The following is an 18,834-nucleotide window of genomic DNA, read 5'->3' as shown; positions in this document are numbered from 1 at the left end:
CGGGCGCGGCTACCGCTGCCGTGCGGCGTACGCCCGTGCCTTGTTGCGGTTGCCGCACACGCGCATCGAGCACCAGCGCCGGCTGCGGTTCTTGGAGACGTCCCAGAAGACCCAGCCGCAGCTGTGCTCGGCGCAGCGCTTGAGGCGCGCGGCGTCGCCGGTGGTCACCAGCGCGCTCCAGGCCAGGGCGATGCGGGCGAGCGCCGCTTCCGCGGGCGTGAGCCCCGGCCCGGGGGACAGTACGGGACCGTCCCCGCCGACCGCGACGAGTACGGGCAGCCCCCGCAGTACCTCGTCCGCGGCCGCGACCGCCCCGGGGTCGGGGGTGTCGCCGACGTTGGCGCCCAGCGCCTCACGGAGGCCGGCCCGCAGCCGCAGGGCGCGGTCGTGCTCGCCGGGCGTGACCGGCGTGCCCGCGTCGAGCAGGCCGTGGGCGGCGAGGAAGGCGGACACCTGCTCCGGCGCGGCCAGGTCGTCCGTGCCGAGGTCGAGGTCGACGGTGTTGGCGAAGGCCTCCACCAGGGCGGCGGCGGGCGGGGGTTCGAGCACGGGGCACCTCCTGTCGTCACGGAGTCTACCGTCCATCGCGATTGCCGGTTAGAATCACCAGTGAAGCTAATAGCCGGTTAGTGCAGGGGAGTTCACATGGGGGAGCCGGCCCACGCCACGCCGATGAAGGACGGCGCCGCCCCGGCGGCCACGACGACGACCGCGACCGCGACCATGCCCGCGAGCCCGTCACCGACGGACTTCCGCGGCACCCGCAACACGGCCGTGCTGGTCGGCTTCACCGCCGTCACCAACCTCGCCGACGGCGTGACCAAGATGGCGCTGCCCCTCCTCGCGGTGCGGGCCTCCGGCTCACCGCTGCAGGTCACGGCGGTCTCCCTGACCCTCACCCTGCCCTGGCTGCTGGTCGCCCTCCCCGTGGGCGTCCTGGTCGACCGGCGTGACCGCCGAGGCCTGCTGTGGGTCGCGGGCGCCGTGCGGATGGCCGCCGTGGCCGCCCTCGCCGTGGCGGCGGCCCGGGGCGGGCCCGGCATCGGAGTGCTCTGCGTCGCCGGTGCCGTCCTCGGCGTCGCGGAGGTGGTGGCGCTGACGGCGGAGGCGGCGCTCGTGCCGTCCGTGGTGCCGCCGGCCGGGCGGGAACGCGCCAACGCGTGGATCACCGGCGCCGAGACCGTCTGCAACGAGTTCTGCGGCCCCCTCGTCGGAGGCCTGCTGATCGCCGTCGGCACCGGTTTCGCGCTCGGCGCCACCTGGGCGGCGTACGCGCTCGCCTCCCTGGCCCTGTTCCTGCTCGCCGGGCGGGTGGCCGGGGCGCAGGGCGCGGCCGCTGCGGCGGACCGCGCCCCGGCCGCCGTCCGCACCCAGATCGCCGAGGGGCTGCGCCACCTGTGGCGGCACGACCTCCTGCGAACCCTCTCGCTGGTCCTCACCGTGCTGTGCGCCTGCTGGGGCGCCTGGCTGGCGCTGATGCCCCTGTACGCGACCCACGCCATGGGCCTGGACGCCGGGCGGTACGGACTCCTGCTGAGCGCCCTCGGCTTGGGCGGGCTGACCGGCGCGCTCACCGTCGGCCGGGTCAACCGGCTGCTGGGCCGCCGCGGCGCGATGTCCGCCGACATCGCCGGGACCGCCGCGATGATGGCCCTGCCCGCGCTGACCACGGCCCTCTGGCCGGTGGCCGTCGGCGCTTTCCTCGGCGGCATGGGCGGCACCCTGTGGGCCGTCAACGCCCGCACCATTGCCCAGGACATCGTCCCGGAGCGGATGATGGGCCGCTACAGCGCGGTCAGCAGGCTCTTCAGCTGGGGCGCCATGCCGCTCGGCGCGGCCCTCGCCGGAGGGCTCGCCGAACTCGGCGGCCCACGAACGGTGTTCACCGTCCTCGCCGTGCTCGCGGGCGGGGCGCTCGTCCCCTTCCTGCGGATCGCCGTCCCGGCCCGCCCCTGACCGGCGCCGCCCGGCCCCGCCATGCCGTCGGCGGGTCCGGAACCCGCGCCGCGTGACGGTCCGGACAGCCCACCGCGCGGACGACTTCCCGCCTCAGGCGTCCGCCAGTTGCCGGACGACCGCCTCCGCCACCGCGCGGGCGCTGCCCGGGTTCTGGCCGGTGATCAGCCGGCCGTCCTCGACGACGTAGGTGTCGAACGGCCGCCTGGCCGTGGAGTAGTCGGCGCCGCGCTTGCGCAACTCGTCCTGGAGGCTGTACGGCACCGCCCCCGCCCGGTGCGCGAGTTCCTCCTCGGGCCAGGAGAAACCGGTCACCCGCCTGCCGCGGACCAGCGGTTCACCGCCGCTCAGCGTCACGTTGAGCAGCCCCGTCGCGCCGTGGCAGACCGAGGAGACGATCCGGCCCGACTCGTAGAACCGGGCCGTCAGCTCCTCCAGTTCCCGGCTCTGCGGGAAGTCGAACATCACGCCGTGGCCGCCGGTGAGGTAGATCGCGTCGTAGTCCTCGAGGTCCACCCGCGCGATCGGCAACGTGTCCTCGAGGAGGTCCATGTACTCGCGGTCGGCGTAGTGCCCGCCGGTGCCGAGCTCCTCCAGCACCTCGTGGGAGAGGCTCTCCGGGTCGAGGGGGACCTTGCCGCCGGCCGGGCTGGCGATGTCCATGGTGTAGCCGTCCTGCTCCACCACGTCCCAGAAGTGCGTGAGTTCCCCGAGCCACAACCCGGTCCGCATGCCGACCTTCTCGTACTCGTCGACGTTCGTCACGATGACCAGGATCTTCTTGGTCGCAGGCATGAAACTGCCCCTCTTCCCGGCGGGATCCGGTGCTGGTCGCGGCGGTCGGCGCCACGGTGCCACCCCGTCATTCCGAGCCTAAGTGGGCCATTTGGGGCAGGCAAGGCGATGTGCGGCGGACCGCGGACCGGCCGCTACGCCACGCAGAACTCGTTGCCCTCCGGGTCGCGCATCACCACGCCGTAGTGGTCCACGCCCGGTTGGGCGAGCACGCGCAGCCGTTCGGCGCCTGCCGCGACCAGCCGGCCGGCCTCGGCCTCGACCCGCTCCCTGCGGGTCTCCAGGGGCACCTCGGCCCGCTCGCCGCCCACCTTGACGTCGAGGTGGAGCCGGTTCTTGACCACCTTGCCCTCGGGCACGTGCTGGAACCAGATCCGGGGGCCGCCGCCCTCCGGGTCCACGATGGAGTCGCAGCAGTCGCCCTCGCCGAGCTCCTCCTCGGGCACACCGACGGAGAGCCAGTACGCGCGCCAGGTGGCGAAGCCGCCCGGCGCGTCCTCGAGGCGGTAGCGCAGCGCGCCCGCCCAGAAGCGCGCCTGCGCCTCCGGATCCGCGCAGTCGATCGTGAGCTGGAACGCGACCATGTGTGCCTCCGTCGAAGTGGCCCGCCCGGTGCCCGCACCGGTGGGGCCCATGCTGCCCGACGGGTACGACAGTCGCTCAGCCGTTCTCCTCGATCCTGAAACCGACCTTCATCCCGACCTGGTAGTGCCCGACCCGTCCGTCCTCCAGGTGGCCGCGGATCTGCGTCACCTCGAACCAGTCGAGGTTGCGCAGGGTCTCCGAGGCGCGGCTGAGCCCGTTGCGGATGGCGGCGTCCAGGCTCTCGCCGGACGAGCCGACGATCTCGGTCACCCGGTACGTGTGGTCGGTCATGGGGCCTCCCTGATCGGTGGGACCGGCGGTTCCGCCGCCCCTCCACGGTGCCCCATCGCCCGTCGGGCCGCGAGGGGAAGCACGGCCGGGGGCGTTAGGCCGCGGCGCGCCCCGGGAAGGGGCCGTACATGGCCAGGGTCAACGACGAGGTCGAAGCCCTGCTCCGCGAGTACGCCGACCTCATCCAGATCACCGGCGGCGACGCGTTCAAGGCGCGCGCCTACGAGAAGGCCGCCCGCGCCATCGGCGGCCACCACGAGGACGTCGCCCGGCTCGGCGACAAGGAGCTGCGGAAGATCCCCAACGTGGGGAAGTCCGTCGCCGAGAAGGTCACCGAGTACCTGCGCACCGGCACCGTCCCCGCCGTCGAGGAACTGCGCGCCCGCATCCCCGCGGGCGTGCGGGAGATGACCGCGATCCCGACCCTCGGCCCCAAGCGGGCCATGATGCTCTACGAGGAGCTGCACATCGCCTCGGTGCAGGAACTCGCCGACGCCATCCACGCCGAACGCCTGCGCGACCTGCCCGGATTCGGCGCCCGCACCGAGGAGAACATCCTGCACGGCATCGCCCTGCTGCGGTCCTCGGGCGGCCGGGTCCCGCTGGACGTCGCCACGCAGGTCGCCGAGGAGGTCGTCGCCGAGCTCGCCGCGCTCCCCGGCTGCGAGCGCTGCACGTACGCCGGCTCGCTGCGCCGCATGCGGGAGACGGTCGGGGACGTCGACGTCCTCCTCTCCGCCGAACGCTCCGCGCGGTTCATGGACGCGTTCACCCGGATGCCCGCCACCGCCGAGGTCGTCGTGCGCGGCGCCAAGAAGACCTCGATCCGCACCGCCAAGGGCCTCCAGGTCGACCTGCGGGTGGTGCCGCCCGACGCCTGGGGCGCGGCGCTGCAGTACTTCACCGGCTCCAAGGCCCACAACATCCGCACCCGTGAGATGGCCGTCCACCACGGCCTCAAGCTCTCCGAGTACGGGCTCTTCGACGCCGCGACCGGCGAGCTGGTCGTCTCCCGGACCGAGGAGGAGGTCTACGCCCGGCTCGGACTGCCCTGGATACCGCCCACCCTGCGCGAGGACCGGGGCGAGATCCAGGCCGGCCTGGCGGGGGAGCTCCCCGAGCCGCTGGCCCCCGGCGACGTCCGCGGCGACCTGCACACCCACACCGACCTCACGGACGGCCTCGCCGGCCTGGAGGAGATGGTGGCCGCGGCGGCCGCCCGCGGCTACGCCTACTACGCGGTCACCGACCACGCGCCCGACCTGTACATGCAGCGCATGACCGAGGCGAAGGTCCTCGCCCAGCGGGAGCAGGTCCGCCGCCTGGACCGCGCGCACCGGGGCATGCGCGTCCTGCACGGCACCGAACTCAACATCGGGCCCGACGGGGGTCTGGACTGGCCGGACGGGTTCCTGGCCGGGTTCGACCTGTGCGTCGCCTCGATCCACTCCCACTTCAACCAGGACCGCGCCACCCTCACCCGGCGCCTGGTGCGCGCCGCGGAGAACCCGTACGTCAACATCATCGGCCACCCCACCACCCGGCTGCTCGGCAGGCGCCCGGGCATCGACGCCGACCTCGACGAGGTCTTCGCCGCCTGCGCCCGCACCGGCACCGCGCTCGAGGTCAACGCCCAGCCCGACCGGCTCGACCTCGGCGACGAACTGATCCTGCGGGCCCGCCGGCACGGCGTGCGGTTCGCCGTCGACAGTGACGCGCACTCCACCGTCCACCTGGACTTCATGCGCTACGGCGTCGGCACCGCCCAGCGGGGCTGGCTCACCGCGGACGACGTCGTCAACGCCTGGCCGCTCACCCGGCTGCGGCGCTTCCTGCGCAAGCGCGGCCGTACGCATCCGTGACCGTACCCGGGGTAGGCGCGGGATGAGGGCCCCGTACCACGCCCGACATCGAGGAGGACACGATGCTGCTGCTGGGATTCGTGCTCATGGGCGCGACCGCCGCCTTCACCGGACTGCTGATCGCGGAGAACCTCGGGGGAGGCCCCGACTACACCGTGACGATGTTCGGCTCCGACATCGCCACCGTCAACACCCTCGGCGCGTTCCTCGCCGGTCTCGCGCTCGCCCTGGTGTTCTGCCTGGCCTCGGTCGTCGCCCTGGCCGGCGCCGGACGCGAACGCAGCCGCCGCGCGGAGCTGCGCCGGCTGCGCCGCCGGGCCCGCGCCGCCGAGAAGGCGCCCGACACCACCTCCGCCGGCACCGCGGCCCCCGCCGCCGGCACCGCCAGGACCGACGAGGAGACGGCGGCCGCCCAGACCCCCACCCCCTCCGCCCGCCGCCGGGGCATGCACCTGTTCGGCCACTGACCCACCGGGCCGCAGCACGTGGCGCCCGCCCACCGGTACGTACGACGGACCGCCGAAGATGCCTCCAGGACCCGCTGCCGCCATTCTGGGAACGGGGCAGGACAAGGAGGCCGGTACGTGTCCACCGCGAAGATCTGCTGTGTGGCGGGCGCCCCGTGCTGGGTCAGCCTGATGGCACGCGACCTGGACGTGGCGAAGGCGTTCTACGGACCACTGCTCGGCTGGGAGTTCGAACCCGGGCCCTCACGCTGGGGCCCGTACGAACGCGCGCTGGTGAACGGCACGGAGGTCGCCGGCATCGGGGCCATCGCCCGGGACTGGGAGACCTCGGTGTCCTGGACCACGTACTTCGGGGTGGAGAGCGCCGACGCCACGGCCTCCGACATCCGCGACCGCGGCGGCACGGTGGCCGTCGGCCCGCTCGACTTCGACGCCGGGCGGCTGGCCCTGGTCGCCGACTCCATGGGCGCCTCCTTCGGCATCTGGGAGGGCGAGCACGGCCCCGCCCGCAAGCTGCGGATGCACGGCGCCCCCTCGTGGATCGAGCTGCGCACCCGGGACGCCTTCGCCGCGGCCCTGTTCTACGGCGAGGTCTTCCACTGGGACCGGCGCGGCCCCCGCTACGTCGTGGAGTGGGAGAACGACCGCGTCGTGCTGTACGTCGACGGGCACAGCGTCGCGGGCATCCGCGGCGGGGGCGTCGAGGCCGCGGCCGACCCGAAGGTCCGGCCGCGGTGGCACGTCTTCTTCACCGTCGCCGACGTCGACGAGGCCGTCCGGCGCGCCAAGGACCTGGGCGGCGAGGTCACCGGCGAACCCCTGGACAGCGCCTACGGCAGGGTCGCGGGCATCCGCGACCCGGAGGGCGGGCTGCTCTCCCTCGTCGCCGACCACGAGTAGCGCACCACGAGCAGCGCACCACGCGCGTGGCGGACCACGCGCGTTGCGGACCACCAGCGCACCAGGCGTGGCGCGTGCCCGCCGCGTCCCATCGGATGAACCTCGCCCCGCCATCGTCCCGCCGGGTCGCGGACACCCCGGCGGGGCACTAGAGAAGCGGCCATGGAGTGGTTCACGGCACCCGACTACTGGCTGAGCCGCGTCGTCGTCCAGCGCGGGCTGGGCGTGCTCTACCTGGTCGGCTTCCTCGCCGCCGCCAACCAGTTCCGCGCCCTCATGGGCGAGCACGGGCTGCTGCCCGTCCCGGACTTCCTGCGGCGCGTGCCGTTCCGCCACGCGCCCAGCCTGTTCCACCTGCGCTACTCCGACCGGCTCTTCGCCGCCGTCGCCTGGGGCGGCGTCGCGCTGTCCGCCGCCGTCGTGGCGGGCGTCACCGACCTCGTGCCGCTGTGGGCCGCCATGCTGGTCTGGGCGGCGCTGTGGCTGCTCTACCTGTCGATCGTCAACGTCGGCCAGACCTGGTACGCCTTCGGCTGGGAGTCCCTGCTGCTGGAGGCGGGCTTCCTGGCGGTGTTCCTCGGCAACGACGAGACCGGGCCGCCCGTGCTGATCCTGTGGCTGATGCGGTGGCTGCTCTTCCGCGTCGAGTTCGGCGCCGGGCTGATCAAGATGCGCGGCGACGCCTGCTGGCGCGACCTGACCTGCCTGTACTACCACCACGAGACGCAGCCCATGCCCGGCCCCCTCAGCTGGTACTTCCACCACCTGCCGCGCGGGGCGCACCGGGCCGAGACCGCCGCCAACCACTTCGCCCAGCTGGTGGTCCCCGTCGCCCTGTTCACCCCGCAGCCGGTGGCGAGCGTCGCCGCCTGCGTCGTCATCGTCACCCAGCTGTGGCTGGTGCTCTCCGGCAACTTCGCCTGGCTGAACTGGCTGACGATCGTCCTCGCGGTCGCCGCCCTCGACGGCTCCCTGGTCGCCGCGCCACCGCCCGCGGCGTCCGTCGCGCCGCCCGCCTGGTACGCGGCCCTGGTGATCGCCGCGACCGCCCTGGTCGCCGTCCTCAGCTACTGGCCCGCCCGCAACCTGCTCTCCCGCGGCCAGATGATGAACGTCTCCTTCAACCGGCTGCACCTGGTCAACTCCTACGGCGCCTTCGGCAGCATCAACCGGATGCGCCTGGAGGTCGTCGTCGAGGGCACCGACGCGGCCGAGCCCGGGCCCGGCGCCGTGTGGAAGGAGTACGGCTTCAAGGGCAAGCCCACCGACCGCCACCGGCTGCCCCGCCAGTTCGCCCCGTACCACCTGCGGCTGGACTGGATGATGTGGTTCGCCGGGATCTCCTCGGCGTACGCGTGGAGCTGGTTCCTCCCGTTCGTCGGCAAGCTCCTGGAGAACGACCCCCGCACGCTCCGGCTGCTGCGCAGCAACCCCTTCCCGGACGCCCCGCCGACGTACGTCCGCGCCCGCCTCTACCACTACCGCTTCACCGACCGGCGCACCCTGCGCGCCACCGGGGCCTGGTGGGAGCGGAGCCTCGTGCGCGAGTACCTGCCGCCGGTCGACCGCGAGGGCCTGCGGCACCTCGGCTGACGGCGCCGACGGCGGCCGCACGCCCTCGTCGCGTGCTCAGTCGCGCCACGGGGTGGGGCGGACCTCGAAACCGGTGAGCCCCTCGGGCTCCTCCTCGACGATCTCCACGCGGTCCACCACGGACAGCGGGGAGCCCTCGTGCGACCACGCCACCATCTCGTCCACCGCCCCGGGCGGCCCCTCGAAGACCGCCTCGACGGTGCCGTCCGGCCGGTTGCGGACCCACCCGGCGACACCGGTGCCGGCCGCGGTCATGCGGCAGGTGTCCCGGAAGTACACCCCCTGGACGTCGCCCGACACCACGACCCGGCGCCGGATCACGACGACCGCACCCGGCCGACCGCGTCACGGAAGGCGTCGGCGTCCAGGACGGCCGCCCCGCCGGGGTCGTTGTTGAAGTACACAAACACGTCGGAGCCCTCCGGCCAGGTGTCCGCGATGCGGTGCGCCCAGGTGGTCAGCGCCCGGGACCCGTAGCGGGGCCACGGCCGGGCGATGCCCTCATGGAAGCGTACGTAGCCCCAGTCCGCGGTGCGCCACAACGGTGTCACGGGGCGCGCCCGCCGGTCGGCCCAGCACAGCGCCGCCCCGCGGCGCCTGAGGAGCGCGCGGATCTCGGGGGTCCACCAGGAGGCGTGCCGCGGTTCCACGGCCACCCGCACGTCTGCGGGGAAGCAGCGCAGGCACGTCTCCAGGACCCGGGCGTCGGCCCGCAGGTTCGGCGGCAGCTGCAGCAGCACCGGGCCCAGCCGGTCCCCGAGCCCCTCCGCGTGCGTCAGCAGCCGCCGCACCGGCTCCTCCGGATCGCGCAGCCGCTTCATATGGGTCAGATAGCGGCTGGCCTTGACCGCCATCACGAAGCCCTCGGGCGTGTGCTCGCGCCAGCCGGCGAAGGTCTCCCTCGACGGCAGACGGTAGAAGGCGTTGTTGCTCTCGACCGTGCCGAAACGGCGCGCGTACTCCTCCAGCCACAGCCGCTGCGGCACCTGGGGCGGGTACAGCACGCCGCGCCAGTCCCGGTACTGCCATCCCGACGTTCCCACGAGCACGGACATCGCGCGGTCCCTGGCCGGTTGCTTGCTGCTCCCCATTCAGGGTAGGTCGTAAGGAGTCCCGCATCTCCCGCTCGCGGGGGTGGAACCATGCACTTCACAGACCGCGCGGATGCCGGACGGCAGCTCGCCGAGCGGCTGCGGCATCTGGACTTCGACAACCCCGTCGTGCTCGGCCTGCCGCGTGGCGGCGTGGTCGTCGCCTATGAGGTGGCGCAGGCCCTGCACGCCCCCCTGGACGTGATCGTCGTCCGCAAACTCGGCGTCCCGTACCACCGGGAGCTGGGTTTCGGCGCCATCGGCGAGGGCGGCGCCAAGGTGCTCAGCGACGACATCGTCCGGATGAGCCACGTCTCCCGCGCCGACATCGACACCGTCGAGCACCACGAGGAGGCCGAGCTGGCCCGGCAGGCGCACCGCTTCCGTGAGGGGCGCCCGCGTACGCCGCTGGCCGGCCGCACGGTGCTCCTCGTCGACGACGGCGTCGCCACCGGCGCCACCGCCCTCGCCGCCTGCGAGGTGGCCCGCGCCCAAGGCGCGGCCCGGATCGTGCTCGCCGTGCCCGTGTCCTCGCCGCAGTCGCTGCCGGCGCTGCGGCGGGCCGCCGACGACGTGGTGTGCCTGTCGGCGCCGAACGCCTTCTTCGCGGTGGGGGAGTGGTACCACGACTTCTCCCAGACCGGCGACGACGAGGTGTCCGGGCTGCTCAAGCAGGCCGCCGCCCGGGGACCGCGGACCACCGAGGTGGGCCTCGCCGTCGGCGGCGCCTCCGGGACGCGGCTCGCGGGGACGCTCACCAGGCCCGCCGACGCGCAGGCCCTGGTGATCTTCGCCCACGGCACGGGCAGCAGCCGGCACAGCCCGCGCAACCGCGCCGTGGCCGCCGTCCTCCACCAGGCCGGCCTCGGCACCCTGCTGTTCGACCTCCTCACCTCCGCCGAGGAGGCGGACCGCGCCAACGTCTTCGACATCGGACTGCTCGCCGGCCGCCTGGCCGACGTCACCGAGTGGGCCCGCGGGGAGAACCTGCCGCTCGCCTACTTCGGGGCCAGCACGGGCGCCGCCGCCGCGCTGTGGGCGGCGGCCGACCCCCGGGCCGCCCCGTACGTCTCCTCCGTGGTGTCCCGCGGCGGCCGCCCGGACCTGGCCATGCCCCGGCTCGGCGAGGTCAGGGCGCCCACCCTGCTCGTCGTCGGCGGCCGGGACACCACCGTCCTGGAGCTGAACCAGCGTGCCCAGGAAGCGCTCGGCTGCCCCAACCTGCTCCACGTGGTGCCCGGCGCGACCCACCTGTTCGAGGAGCCGGGGGCGCTCGACGAGGTGGCGCACCTGGCCCGCGACTGGTTGGCCGGTCACCTCCCTGCGACCCCGGGTCCGTGACCGTACCCTGAGGTCAGGGGGCGAGGAAGGGAGCAGGAGGATGCGCCGATGAGCAGCACGGTGACCATGCTGGACTCACTCCCGCCGGCCCACCGCCGGGCCTTCCTCGAACACGCCAGGAGGGTCAGCTTCCCGCAGAGCTGGCGCATCTGCGACGAGGGCAGATTCGCCGACCGGTTCTGGGTGGTCGAGTCGGGTGCCGTCTCCATCGACATGGACGTGCCCGGCCGCGGCTCGGTCTCCGTGGAGACCCTCGGCCCCGGTGAACTCGTCGGCTGGTCCTGGCTGTTCCCTCCCTACCGCTGGCAGGTCGGCGCCCACGCGCTGGGCTCGGTGGGCGCGTACGAGTTCAGCGCGGCCGAGATCCGCGACCTGTGCCGGGAGAGCCCGGTGCTGGGCCAGGCCATCGTGCTGGCCGCCGCCCAGACCATCGCCCAGCGGCTGGGCTCCGCCCGGGCCAGGATGCTCGACATGTACGGCCCGCGCCTGCAGGAGCACTCCTAGACCTTCCCTAAGGCGCGTCCGGCGTCCGGGGCTGTGCCCTGAGGGCCTCGGCCGGCCAGCGGAATTCGGCCACGTGCGTGGGACGCGGCGGCTCACCGGCGAGTACCGCCGGCAACTGCCGGTAGCGCTCCGCACGGTCGTCCAGGCCCGCCTCCAGCCGGGCCGGCACCGCGGCCCGGTCGGCGTCCGCGCCCAGGAGCGCGGTCAGCACGGGCTCGGCCTCCGGCGCGCCGGGTGCCACGCCGCGCTCCCGCGCCGGCCCCACGAGGCCGACGGTGAGCAGCTCCTGGTCGTCGCTCATGCGGCCGAGTCCGGACCTTCCAGTGGCTGGAGGCTCAAGCCCCGTTCCCGGCCACGACGGCCCGGCTCACCGCACCCAGGTGTCGTCGCCGCCCCTGGTGCCCACAAGGCGGCGGAAAAGTTCGTCGCGGCCCGCGTCGTAGAGGACGAACGATTGGTGCGCCCGTGGCGCGGCGCGCACCGCGACCACCTCCGACGACCGGTAGCCGGGCCACGGCTGCCCGGTCCGGGCGGCGCCCTTGACCGCCTTCGGGGCCGACAGCGGATTGCCGCCCGCGCAGCGCACCCGGGGCAGGCCGCGGTCGTCGACCAGCACCGCCGTCCCGGTCTCCAGCACGGCGGCGAAGGAGGTCGCGGAGCCGTCCGCGAAGCCGTGGGCGGTGACCCGGGTGTCGGCCCGCAGCAGCGCGGGGGTCAGCGACTCCAGGTACCGCCCGATGCCGTCCGTGTCGATGCCCGCCACCCCGGCGAACGCGTCCGCCTTGGCGGGGTCCTCGGTCAGGTAGCGGGTCTGCCGCGCGACGTCGCACGCGGACGCGCCCTTGGTGCCGCCGTACAGGGCGCGCGTACCGCCGGAGACGCTGGGCGCCCCGTATGCGGCGGACGGCTCGGGGGTCAGGGTGGGCTCCGGGGCGTCAGAGGGCGGCGACTCCTCGGCCGTGCCCGCGGTGAAGGCGTCGGGCCCCGCCTCCCGCGCGGGCTGCAGCACGATCCGCGGCCCGGTGGGCGACGGGCCCGCCCCCGGGGTGCCGTCGTCGTCGCCCCGGGTGGCCAGGAAGACCGCCAGGACGAGCACCGCCGCGCCCAGCGCCGCGAGTGCCGACAGCCCGGCACTCGACGTCCACCACTTGCGGCGCGCGTGCGCGGGCTGCTCCTGACGGGGGCCGGGCGTGGGGGCGCCGGGCGGCTCCCCGGGCGGGGGTGAGGTCACTCCCGCATTCTCCGTCCCTCCTCCGACCGGGCCGCAAGCCGGGGCATTCCGGACGGGCGGGCGGCCGCCGGGCTGCTTAGCCTGACACCGTGACCCGGCACCCGCCCTCCGCCCCGCCCACGGCGCCACCCCTCACCTCGGGGTTCACCCACGGCTGGCTGCACGCGCTCGCGGCCGTCGTTGCCGGGTACGCCGTCATGGTGGTCGTGGCGGCCCTGGGCCTGTGGCTCGCCGGGGCCTCCGAACTGCCGCAGGGCGCGTTCCTGCCCGTCATCGCGGCCACCGTGGTCATGGCCGTCGGGGGCCGCGTCGGCCTCGAGGGAGGCGCCGGCACCATCGCCCGCTCGGACGCCGCGGTCACCGTCTTCCCGCTGTCCGTCGCCCTCGCCGGTGCCCTGGTCACCGCCTACGTGGTCGTACGGCCGCTGCGGCGGCACGCGGTGGTCCCCGGGCACCGGATGCTGTGGCTCTTCGTCCGGACGGGCGTGCTGTGGGCCCTCGTCACGCTGCTGATCGCCCTCGGCGCGCACCACACGTTCACCATCTCCACCGGCGAGGACTTCCTGGGCGACCTGAGCGACCTGCTCGGCGTCACGCCCACCGTCGGTTTCCGCGCCGACGTCCCGGTCACGGTCGTCGCCGGGCTGCTGTGGCTGGCCGTCGTCCTCGTCCTGGCGTTCGCCGTGTCGCGGAGGGCGCCGCTGCCCTCCCGGCTGGTGCCCGCGCACACCGTCGTCCGGCCGGCCGCCCGCGCCATGGTGGGCGTCCTGCTCGCCTACGTGGTCGCAGGCGCCGTGATCGCGGTGGTCACCGCCTTCACCCGTGCGGAGCCCGCCGACGGCTTCGCCGTCGTCTTCCTCGGCCTGCCGAACGTCGCCTGGCTCGCCTTCGGCCTCGGCATGGGCGCCTCGTGGCACGGCGACGTGCAGGGGGCACTCGGCGTGCCCGTGCCGGAGGCGCTGGCTTCCGTGCTGAGCGGTGGGGACGGGGACGTCACCCTCGACCTCGGGGCCCTGTCCGAGTACGACGGCCGCGCGTGGTGGCTGGTGGTCGCCGCCGCCGTCGCCATGCTGGGCGCCGGCTGGGCCACGGCCCGGCGCGCCCCACCCGGCACCGGGCACGTGCGCAACGCCGTCCACCTGGCGCTGGCGTCCGCGGTGGCCATGCTGCTGATCGGCGTGCTCACCCGAATCGACGCCCACTACGGACTGTCACTGTTCGGCATCGGCGACCCCTCCGACACCGGCGGCCTGGGCGGTTCGATCGTGCTGCTCCCGAACCTGCTCCCCGCGATCGGCATCGCCGCGCTGTGGGGCTTCGCGGCCGGCCTCCTCGGCAGCATGGCCGCCCGCCTGCTGCCCCCCGCCCGCCCCGCCCGCCCCGCCCGCGGGGGCGTCCCGGCCCGGTGAGGCGGCGGCGTGCCCCGGGCGCCGTCGCCGGGGCCGGTTCGGCGGGGTGGCGATCCGACGGCGTCGTGCGGGTGGGATCAGCAGGCCGGCGGCTGTGCTTCGCCCGGCGGCGGCGACGGTGATCGCGGGCGAGGTCCCGGCGCGGGTCCGCGTGCTTTGTACGGACCGGGCTGGCGGCCGGCTCGTGGGCGGTACGGCCGCCCTGCCGGTCCCGCCCGGTGAGACGTCCCAGCCCCGCCGGCGCCCGGACCGCCCCGCACCCGCGTCACGGTTCGCCCGGCCACGTGACGGGGCGGGTCTCGGTCGGGGACGAGGCGCTGCCCGGGGGCGGCTCCGCCGGTGGGGCGGGGGCGTCCGGGGCCGCCGTCGGAGGTGTGGCGGAGGCGTACGTGGCCATGCGGGAGCCGTCGCAGTAGCACCAGCGGTCGTGCTCGGCGTCGAAGAGCCACACCGCGTCGCCGTCGACGACGGCGCCGATCCGGATGCCGCTCGTGCCGCGGTCGAAGGACTCCAGGTCCATCCGGCCGGCCGCGAGGTCCTGCACCATGGCGCGGTACGAGCCGAGCGCCTCCACCAGCCGTCCCAGCAGGGGCCGGGCGTCCGCCGTGCGGGCCGGGGAGCCGCCGGCCGCCGGGGGGCCCTGCGGGACCGTGATCAGCAGCCGCCCGTCCACCCACGCGGACCAGCCGTTGGAGCACACGATCCGCGCCCAGTCGCCCCGGTGCTCGGTCACCCGCACCGGCAGCAGCGGGTCCAGCCCGGCGGAGGGGCTGGAGTCGTCCGGCGCCCGCCAGGTGGGGAGCCCGGCGGCCGGGGCGACGTGGGTCGGGACGAACTCCGGCTCGTACATCGGGGCCTACCTCCGCATGACGGCCGGCTCCTGGCGCCGCAGCAGCCTGGTGACGACGAACCCGAAGGCCGCCGACAGCACCACGAGCATGCCCATGTCCAGGAGCCACATCGAGGGGACGGACCGGAACAGCGGGTCCGACGTCACGGTGCTGGGCGTGATGGCATGCAGGTCCAGCGTCGCGGCCATCGCCCCCAGCGCCCAGCGCGACGGCACCAGCCAGGCCACCTCCTCCAGGCCCGGGACCCCGTGCAGGGGGAGCAGCGCACCGCAGAAGACGACCTGCACGATGGCGAGCAGCACCAGCAGCGGCATGGTCACCTCCTCCTTGCGCACCAGGGCGGAGATCAGCAGCCCGAGCATCATCGAGGTGAACGCCAGCAGCGCCACCGCGATCGTGATCTCCAGCAGCGGCGGCATCAGGACCCCGCTCCCGCCCTGGGGTCTCAGGCGGACACCGACGAGGGCGACCATCGTCAGGACCACCGCCTGGGCGACGGTGACCAGCCCCAGGACCACGACCTTGGACGCGAGGTACGCCGAGCGGGACAGGCCCACGGCCCGCTCCCGCTGGTAGATCACGCGTTCCTTGACCAGCTCGCGGACCGCGTTGGCGGCCCCCGTGAGCACCGAGCCGACGCACAGGATCAGCAGCACGTTGAGCGCGTTGTTCCGGCCCAGCGAACCGCCGGCGAGGGCTCGTGCCATCCCGCCCATGACGAAGGGCAGCGCCACCATGATCGCCAGGAAGGTGCGGTCGGCGGCCAGCGACGCCGTGTAGCGGCGCACCAGCGTCCACAACTGGCCGCCCCAGCCCTGGGGCTTGGGCGGCTCGAGGGGTTCGAGCTCCGCGGGGGCCCCGGGACCGGCGGGCTCCAGCGCCGGCGCGATGTACTCGTCGTAGAGCGGGGACGCCTCGTACTGGCCGGCCCAGTCGCGGTTCTCCTCGTGCTCGAACGCCTCGAAGGCCTCCGGCCACTGCCGGAAGCCGAAGAAGGGCAGCGTCTTGGAGGGCGGCCCGTAGTAGGCCATGCGCCCGCCGGGGGCCATCACCAGCAGGCGGTCGCAGACCTCCAGGCTGAGCACGCTGTGCGTCACCACGATGACCGTGCGGCCGTCGTCGGCGAGTTCGCGCAGCATCGTCATCACCGAACGGTCCATCCCCGGGTCCAGGCCCGAGGTCGGCTCGTCCAGGAAGAGCAGCGAGGGCTTGGTCAGCAGCTCCAGGGCGACGCTCACCCGCTTGCGCTGCCCGCCGGAGAGCGTGTGCACCGGCTGCCGCACCCGCGCCTCCAGGCCCAGTTCGGCGATCACCTCGTCCACCCTGGCCTGCCGCTCCTCCTTGGCGGTGTCGCCGGGGAAGCGGAGTTCCGCGGCGTAGGAGAGGGCGCGGCCCACCGGCAGCTGCTGGTGCAGGATGTCGTCCTGCGGGACGAGCCCGATGCGCTGGCGCAGGTCCGCGTACTCCCGGTAGAGGTCCCGGCCGTCGTAGAGCACCGTGCCCTGGTCGGCGGGGCGCAGCCCGGTCAGCGCGTTCAGCAGCGTCGACTTGCCCGAGCCGCTCGGCCCGACCACCGCCAGCAGGCACTTCTCGCCGACGGGGAAGCTGATGTCGTCCAGCAGCACCTTGCCGCCGTCGTCCACCCGCGCCGACAGGTCGCGGACGTTGAGCGAGACCTCGCCGGTGTCGGTGAACTCCTGGAGCTCGTCGCCGACGAGCCGCAACACCGCGTGACCGACGTCGATGATGTCGCCCTGGTGCACCGTCGCCCGGTCGACGCGCTGGCCGTCCAGGTAGGTGCCGTTGTGGCTGTGCAGGTCGACGATCTCGTAGCCGCCGTCCGGCAGCGACCGCAGCTCGGCGTGGTGCCGGGAGACCAGCAGGTCCGAGACGACCAGGTCGTTGTCGGAGGCCCGCCCGATGTGGATCGTGCGGTGCGGCAGCGACCGCACCGAGGTCGGGTGGCGGAAGGTGCCGGTCGCCGCGGGGGAGGCCGCGGGCGGCGCCCGGTAGACGCCGGTGGGGGCCTCGGCGCTGCTCAGCCGGGCGCACGGCCCCTGCTCGGCGTGGCCGAAGCGGATGACGCTGCCCGGGCCGACCCCCCACTGCCGCACCGGCCGGCCGTTGACGAAGGTGCCGTTGGTGCTGTCCATGTCGTGCAGCATCCAGCTGTCGCCCGCGGGGCTGATCACCGCGTGGTGCCACGACACCCGGGGGTCGTCGAGGACGACGTCGCCGTCGGGGTCGCGACCGACGTGGTAGTCCCGACCCGGGACCAGGATCCGGGTGTCCCCGTCGGTCTCGAGCACGAGCTTGGGCGCGGTGGGCGCGGAACCTCGCTCGGCCACGCTTCGATCGTAGCCGCGGACCGGCCGCCCCGCCTGTCCCCCCTGTCCCGCAACGGGCCGTCACATGGCCCTGGGGGACGGTGCCGGGGCCGTCACCATTCGGTCGGCGCGTAGTCCTTGAGGAACACCCCGAACAGGTCCTCGCCCTGCTCGCCGCGGACGATCGGGTCGTACACCCGGGCGGCGCCGTCGATCAGGTCCAGCGGGGCGTGGAAGCCCTCCTCGGCCATGCGGACCTTGTCCGGGTGCGGGCGCTCGTCGGTGATCCAGCCGGTGTCGACGCTGGTCATCAGGATGCCGTCGGTCTCCAGCATCTCCCGGGCGCTGGTGCGGGTCAGCATGTTGAGCGCGGCCTTGGCCATGTTGGTGTGCGGATGGCCCGCGCCCTTGTAGCCGCGGGTGAACTTGCCCTCCATCGCGGAGACGTTCACCACGTACTTGCGGCGGGCCGCGGCGGCGGCCATCGCCGGGCGCAGCCTGCTGACCAGGATGAAGGGCGCGGTCTCGTTGCACAGCTGCACTTCGAGCATCTCGACCGGGTCGACCTCGCCCACGGCGCGGCTCCAGCTGTTCTCCGCGTCCAGGTCGGGGATCAGCCCGCCGGCGTCGATCGCGGTGCCGGCCTCGATCCGGGCGAGTGAGGCAGAACCGCTCACCAGGGCCAGCTCCGTGACCTCCCGGGCCCGGGCGGCCAGCTCCGCGCGCGGGGCGGGCAGCGCGGGCTGGGCGCCGCTGCCGAAGGCGCCGAAGACCTCCGAGGCGGGCAGGGCACCGGCCGGGAGCGGGGCGGACTCGGCGGCCACCAGCTCCGCGTACGCGGCGGGGGAGCGCCGCACGGTCTGCGCCGCGTTGTTGATCAGGATGTCCAGCGGGCCCTCGGCGGCCACCGAGTCGGCGAGCGCCACCACCTGGGCCGGGTCGCGGAGGTCGACCCCGACGATCTTGAGGCGGTGGATCCACTCGTCGCTGTCCGGCATCGCCTTGAAGCGGCGGATCGCGTCCGCGGGGAAGCGCGTGGTGACGGTGGTGTGGGCACCGTCGCGCAGCAGCCGCAGCGCGATGTACATGCCGATCTTGGCCCGGCCGCCGGTGAGCAGGGCACGCCGACCGCTCAGGTCGGCCCGCGCGTCACGCCGGGCACGGTTGGAGGCCGCGCAGTCCTGGCACAGCTGGTGGTAGAAGGCGTCGACCTCGACGTAGCGGCCCTTGCACACGTAGCAGGAGCGCGGCCGCTGCAGGATGCCGGCGATCTCACCGATGGTCGAGGAGGACGGCAGCAGCCCCTGGGTCTCGTCGTCGATGCGTTCCGCGGAACCGGTGGCCGTGGCCTCGGTGACGGCCTTGTCGTGGGCCGTCTTGGCGGAACGCCGCTCCTGGCGGCGCCGCTGCTTCACCGTCCGGTAGATGCCGGCCGTCGCCCTGCGCACGGTGATCGCGTCGGGGTGGTCCAGCGGCAGCTCGTCGAGTTCCCTCAGCACGCTGAGGCACAGTTCCAGGCGTACCGGGTCGATGCCGGGGTCGCCGTCCCGGGCCGTGGCCGTGCTCTGCTCGTTCTCGGTCGCCGTCATGCCCGCCGTCGTTCCCTGGATCGTGTGTTCCCACTGGTGTCC

At 74.3% G+C, this 18,834-nt stretch carries 19 protein-coding genes; 8 read left to right on the top strand and 11 right to left on the bottom strand.

The features are described from left to right. Positions 1 to 9 precede the first annotated feature (9 nt). The gene (locus ABZ479_RS22880; protein ID WP_500463314.1) at positions 10 to 549 is read right to left on the bottom strand and encodes a CGNR zinc finger domain-containing protein; all 540 of its coding nucleotides are present in this window, start codon (positions 547 to 549) and stop codon (positions 10 to 12) included. 174 nt (positions 550 to 723) lie between these two features. Between ABZ479_RS22880 and ABZ479_RS22875 the strand changes: the two genes are divergently transcribed. Beyond that, the gene (locus ABZ479_RS22875) at positions 724 to 1,956 is read left to right on the top strand and encodes an MFS transporter (RefSeq protein ID WP_500463359.1); all 1,233 of its coding nucleotides are present in this window, start codon (positions 724 to 726) and stop codon (positions 1,954 to 1,956) included. A gap of 93 nt (positions 1,957 to 2,049) precedes the next feature. Here the strand turns inward: ABZ479_RS22875 and ABZ479_RS22870 are convergent, their stop codons facing one another. From ABZ479_RS22870 to ABZ479_RS22860, 3 genes are all read right to left on the bottom strand, one after another. Beyond that, a complete protein-coding gene (locus ABZ479_RS22870) occupies positions 2,050 to 2,751 on the bottom strand; it encodes a type 1 glutamine amidotransferase domain-containing protein (RefSeq protein WP_500463313.1) in 702 nt (233 codons plus the stop codon). Between the two features lie 134 nt (positions 2,752 to 2,885). Then, complete coding sequence (locus ABZ479_RS22865) at positions 2,886 to 3,335, bottom strand: VOC family protein (RefSeq protein WP_500463312.1); 450 nt, start codon at positions 3,333 to 3,335, stop codon at positions 2,886 to 2,888. A 76-nt stretch (positions 3,336 to 3,411) separates the two neighbouring features. After that, positions 3,412 to 3,627, bottom strand: a complete 216-nt coding sequence (locus ABZ479_RS22860; RefSeq protein WP_500463311.1) for a dodecin — start codon at positions 3,625 to 3,627, stop codon at positions 3,412 to 3,414. A gap of 128 nt (positions 3,628 to 3,755) precedes the next feature. On the opposite strand from ABZ479_RS22860, the gene polX reads away from it, so the two are divergent. The 4 genes from polX to ABZ479_RS22840 all read left to right on the top strand — a co-directional run bounded on the left by polX (position 3,756) and on the right by ABZ479_RS22840 (position 8,449). Then, positions 3,756 to 5,489: a DNA polymerase/3'-5' exonuclease PolX gene (polX, locus tag ABZ479_RS22855; RefSeq protein WP_500463310.1), complete on the top strand. Its 1,734-nt coding sequence runs from the start codon at positions 3,756 to 3,758 to the stop codon at positions 5,487 to 5,489. A 62-nt stretch (positions 5,490 to 5,551) separates the two neighbouring features. Beyond that, positions 5,552 to 5,956, top strand: coding sequence for a hypothetical protein (locus ABZ479_RS22850; protein ID WP_500463309.1), 405 nt, complete (start codon positions 5,552 to 5,554; stop codon positions 5,954 to 5,956). Positions 5,957 to 6,073: 117 nt separating this feature from the next. Further along, complete coding sequence (locus tag ABZ479_RS22845) at positions 6,074 to 6,856, top strand: VOC family protein (RefSeq protein ID WP_499515369.1); 783 nt, start codon at positions 6,074 to 6,076, stop codon at positions 6,854 to 6,856. Between the two features lie 162 nt (positions 6,857 to 7,018). Continuing rightward, complete coding sequence (locus ABZ479_RS22840; RefSeq protein WP_500463308.1) at positions 7,019 to 8,449, top strand: lipase maturation factor family protein; 1,431 nt, start codon at positions 7,019 to 7,021, stop codon at positions 8,447 to 8,449. A gap of 36 nt (positions 8,450 to 8,485) precedes the next feature. On the opposite strand, the gene ABZ479_RS22835 is transcribed toward ABZ479_RS22840, so the two are convergent. Both ABZ479_RS22835 and ABZ479_RS22830 read right to left on the bottom strand, forming a co-directional pair. Continuing rightward, positions 8,486 to 8,770 (bottom strand): acylphosphatase, encoded by a 285-nt coding sequence (locus ABZ479_RS22835; RefSeq protein ID WP_500463307.1) that lies wholly within the window; start codon positions 8,768 to 8,770, stop codon positions 8,486 to 8,488. Then, positions 8,767 to 9,504: a DUF72 domain-containing protein gene (locus ABZ479_RS22830; RefSeq protein WP_499603219.1), complete on the bottom strand. Its 738-nt coding sequence runs from the start codon at positions 9,502 to 9,504 to the stop codon at positions 8,767 to 8,769. Before ABZ479_RS22830 ends, ABZ479_RS22835 begins: the two co-directional genes overlap by 4 nt. Positions 9,505 to 9,591: 87 nt before the next feature. Here ABZ479_RS22830 and ABZ479_RS22825 point away from each other — a divergent pair, with 87 nt between their 5' ends. Further along, the gene (locus ABZ479_RS22825) at positions 9,592 to 10,881 is read left to right on the top strand and encodes a phosphoribosyltransferase family protein (protein WP_500463306.1); all 1,290 of its coding nucleotides are present in this window, start codon (positions 9,592 to 9,594) and stop codon (positions 10,879 to 10,881) included. 48 nt (positions 10,882 to 10,929) lie between these two features. Continuing rightward, the gene (locus tag ABZ479_RS22820; protein ID WP_500463305.1) at positions 10,930 to 11,385 is read left to right on the top strand and encodes a Crp/Fnr family transcriptional regulator; all 456 of its coding nucleotides are present in this window, start codon (positions 10,930 to 10,932) and stop codon (positions 11,383 to 11,385) included. A 7-nt stretch (positions 11,386 to 11,392) separates the two neighbouring features. Here the strand turns inward: ABZ479_RS22820 and ABZ479_RS22815 are convergent, their stop codons facing one another. Both ABZ479_RS22815 and ABZ479_RS22810 read right to left on the bottom strand, forming a co-directional pair. Further along, positions 11,393 to 11,686, bottom strand: a complete 294-nt coding sequence (locus tag ABZ479_RS22815; RefSeq protein ID WP_500463304.1) for a hypothetical protein — start codon at positions 11,684 to 11,686, stop codon at positions 11,393 to 11,395. Between the two features lie 66 nt (positions 11,687 to 11,752). Continuing rightward, entirely contained in the window at positions 11,753 to 12,616 is an 864-nt protein-coding gene (locus tag ABZ479_RS22810; protein WP_500463303.1) for a DUF6777 domain-containing protein, read from the bottom strand. 89 nt (positions 12,617 to 12,705) lie between these two features. On the opposite strand from ABZ479_RS22810, the gene ABZ479_RS22805 reads away from it, so the two are divergent. Beyond that, positions 12,706 to 14,025: a streptophobe family protein gene (locus ABZ479_RS22805; protein ID WP_500463302.1), complete on the top strand. Its 1,320-nt coding sequence runs from the start codon at positions 12,706 to 12,708 to the stop codon at positions 14,023 to 14,025. 265 nt (positions 14,026 to 14,290) lie between these two features. On the opposite strand, the gene ABZ479_RS22800 is transcribed toward ABZ479_RS22805, so the two are convergent. From ABZ479_RS22800 to ABZ479_RS22790, 3 genes are all read right to left on the bottom strand, one after another. Further along, positions 14,291 to 14,875 (bottom strand): hypothetical protein, encoded by a 585-nt coding sequence (locus tag ABZ479_RS22800; RefSeq protein WP_500463301.1) that lies wholly within the window; start codon positions 14,873 to 14,875, stop codon positions 14,291 to 14,293. A 6-nt stretch (positions 14,876 to 14,881) separates the two neighbouring features. Further along, positions 14,882 to 17,224 (bottom strand): FHA domain-containing protein, encoded by a 2,343-nt coding sequence (locus tag ABZ479_RS22795; RefSeq protein ID WP_500463300.1) that lies wholly within the window; start codon positions 17,222 to 17,224, stop codon positions 14,882 to 14,884. 92 nt (positions 17,225 to 17,316) lie between these two features. Then, the gene (locus ABZ479_RS22790; RefSeq protein ID WP_500463299.1) at positions 17,317 to 18,792 is read right to left on the bottom strand and encodes an SDR family NAD(P)-dependent oxidoreductase; all 1,476 of its coding nucleotides are present in this window, start codon (positions 18,790 to 18,792) and stop codon (positions 17,317 to 17,319) included. Between the last annotated feature and the right edge of the window lie 42 nt (positions 18,793 to 18,834).

It is taken from the genome of Streptomyces sp. NPDC005722 (assembly GCF_040630935.1).
Taxonomy (GTDB): Bacteria; Actinomycetota; Actinomycetes; order Streptomycetales; family Streptomycetaceae; genus Actinacidiphila.
The sequence above is the reverse complement of the archived record's forward strand: the minus strand, read 5'-3'. Positions and strand labels throughout refer to the sequence as shown.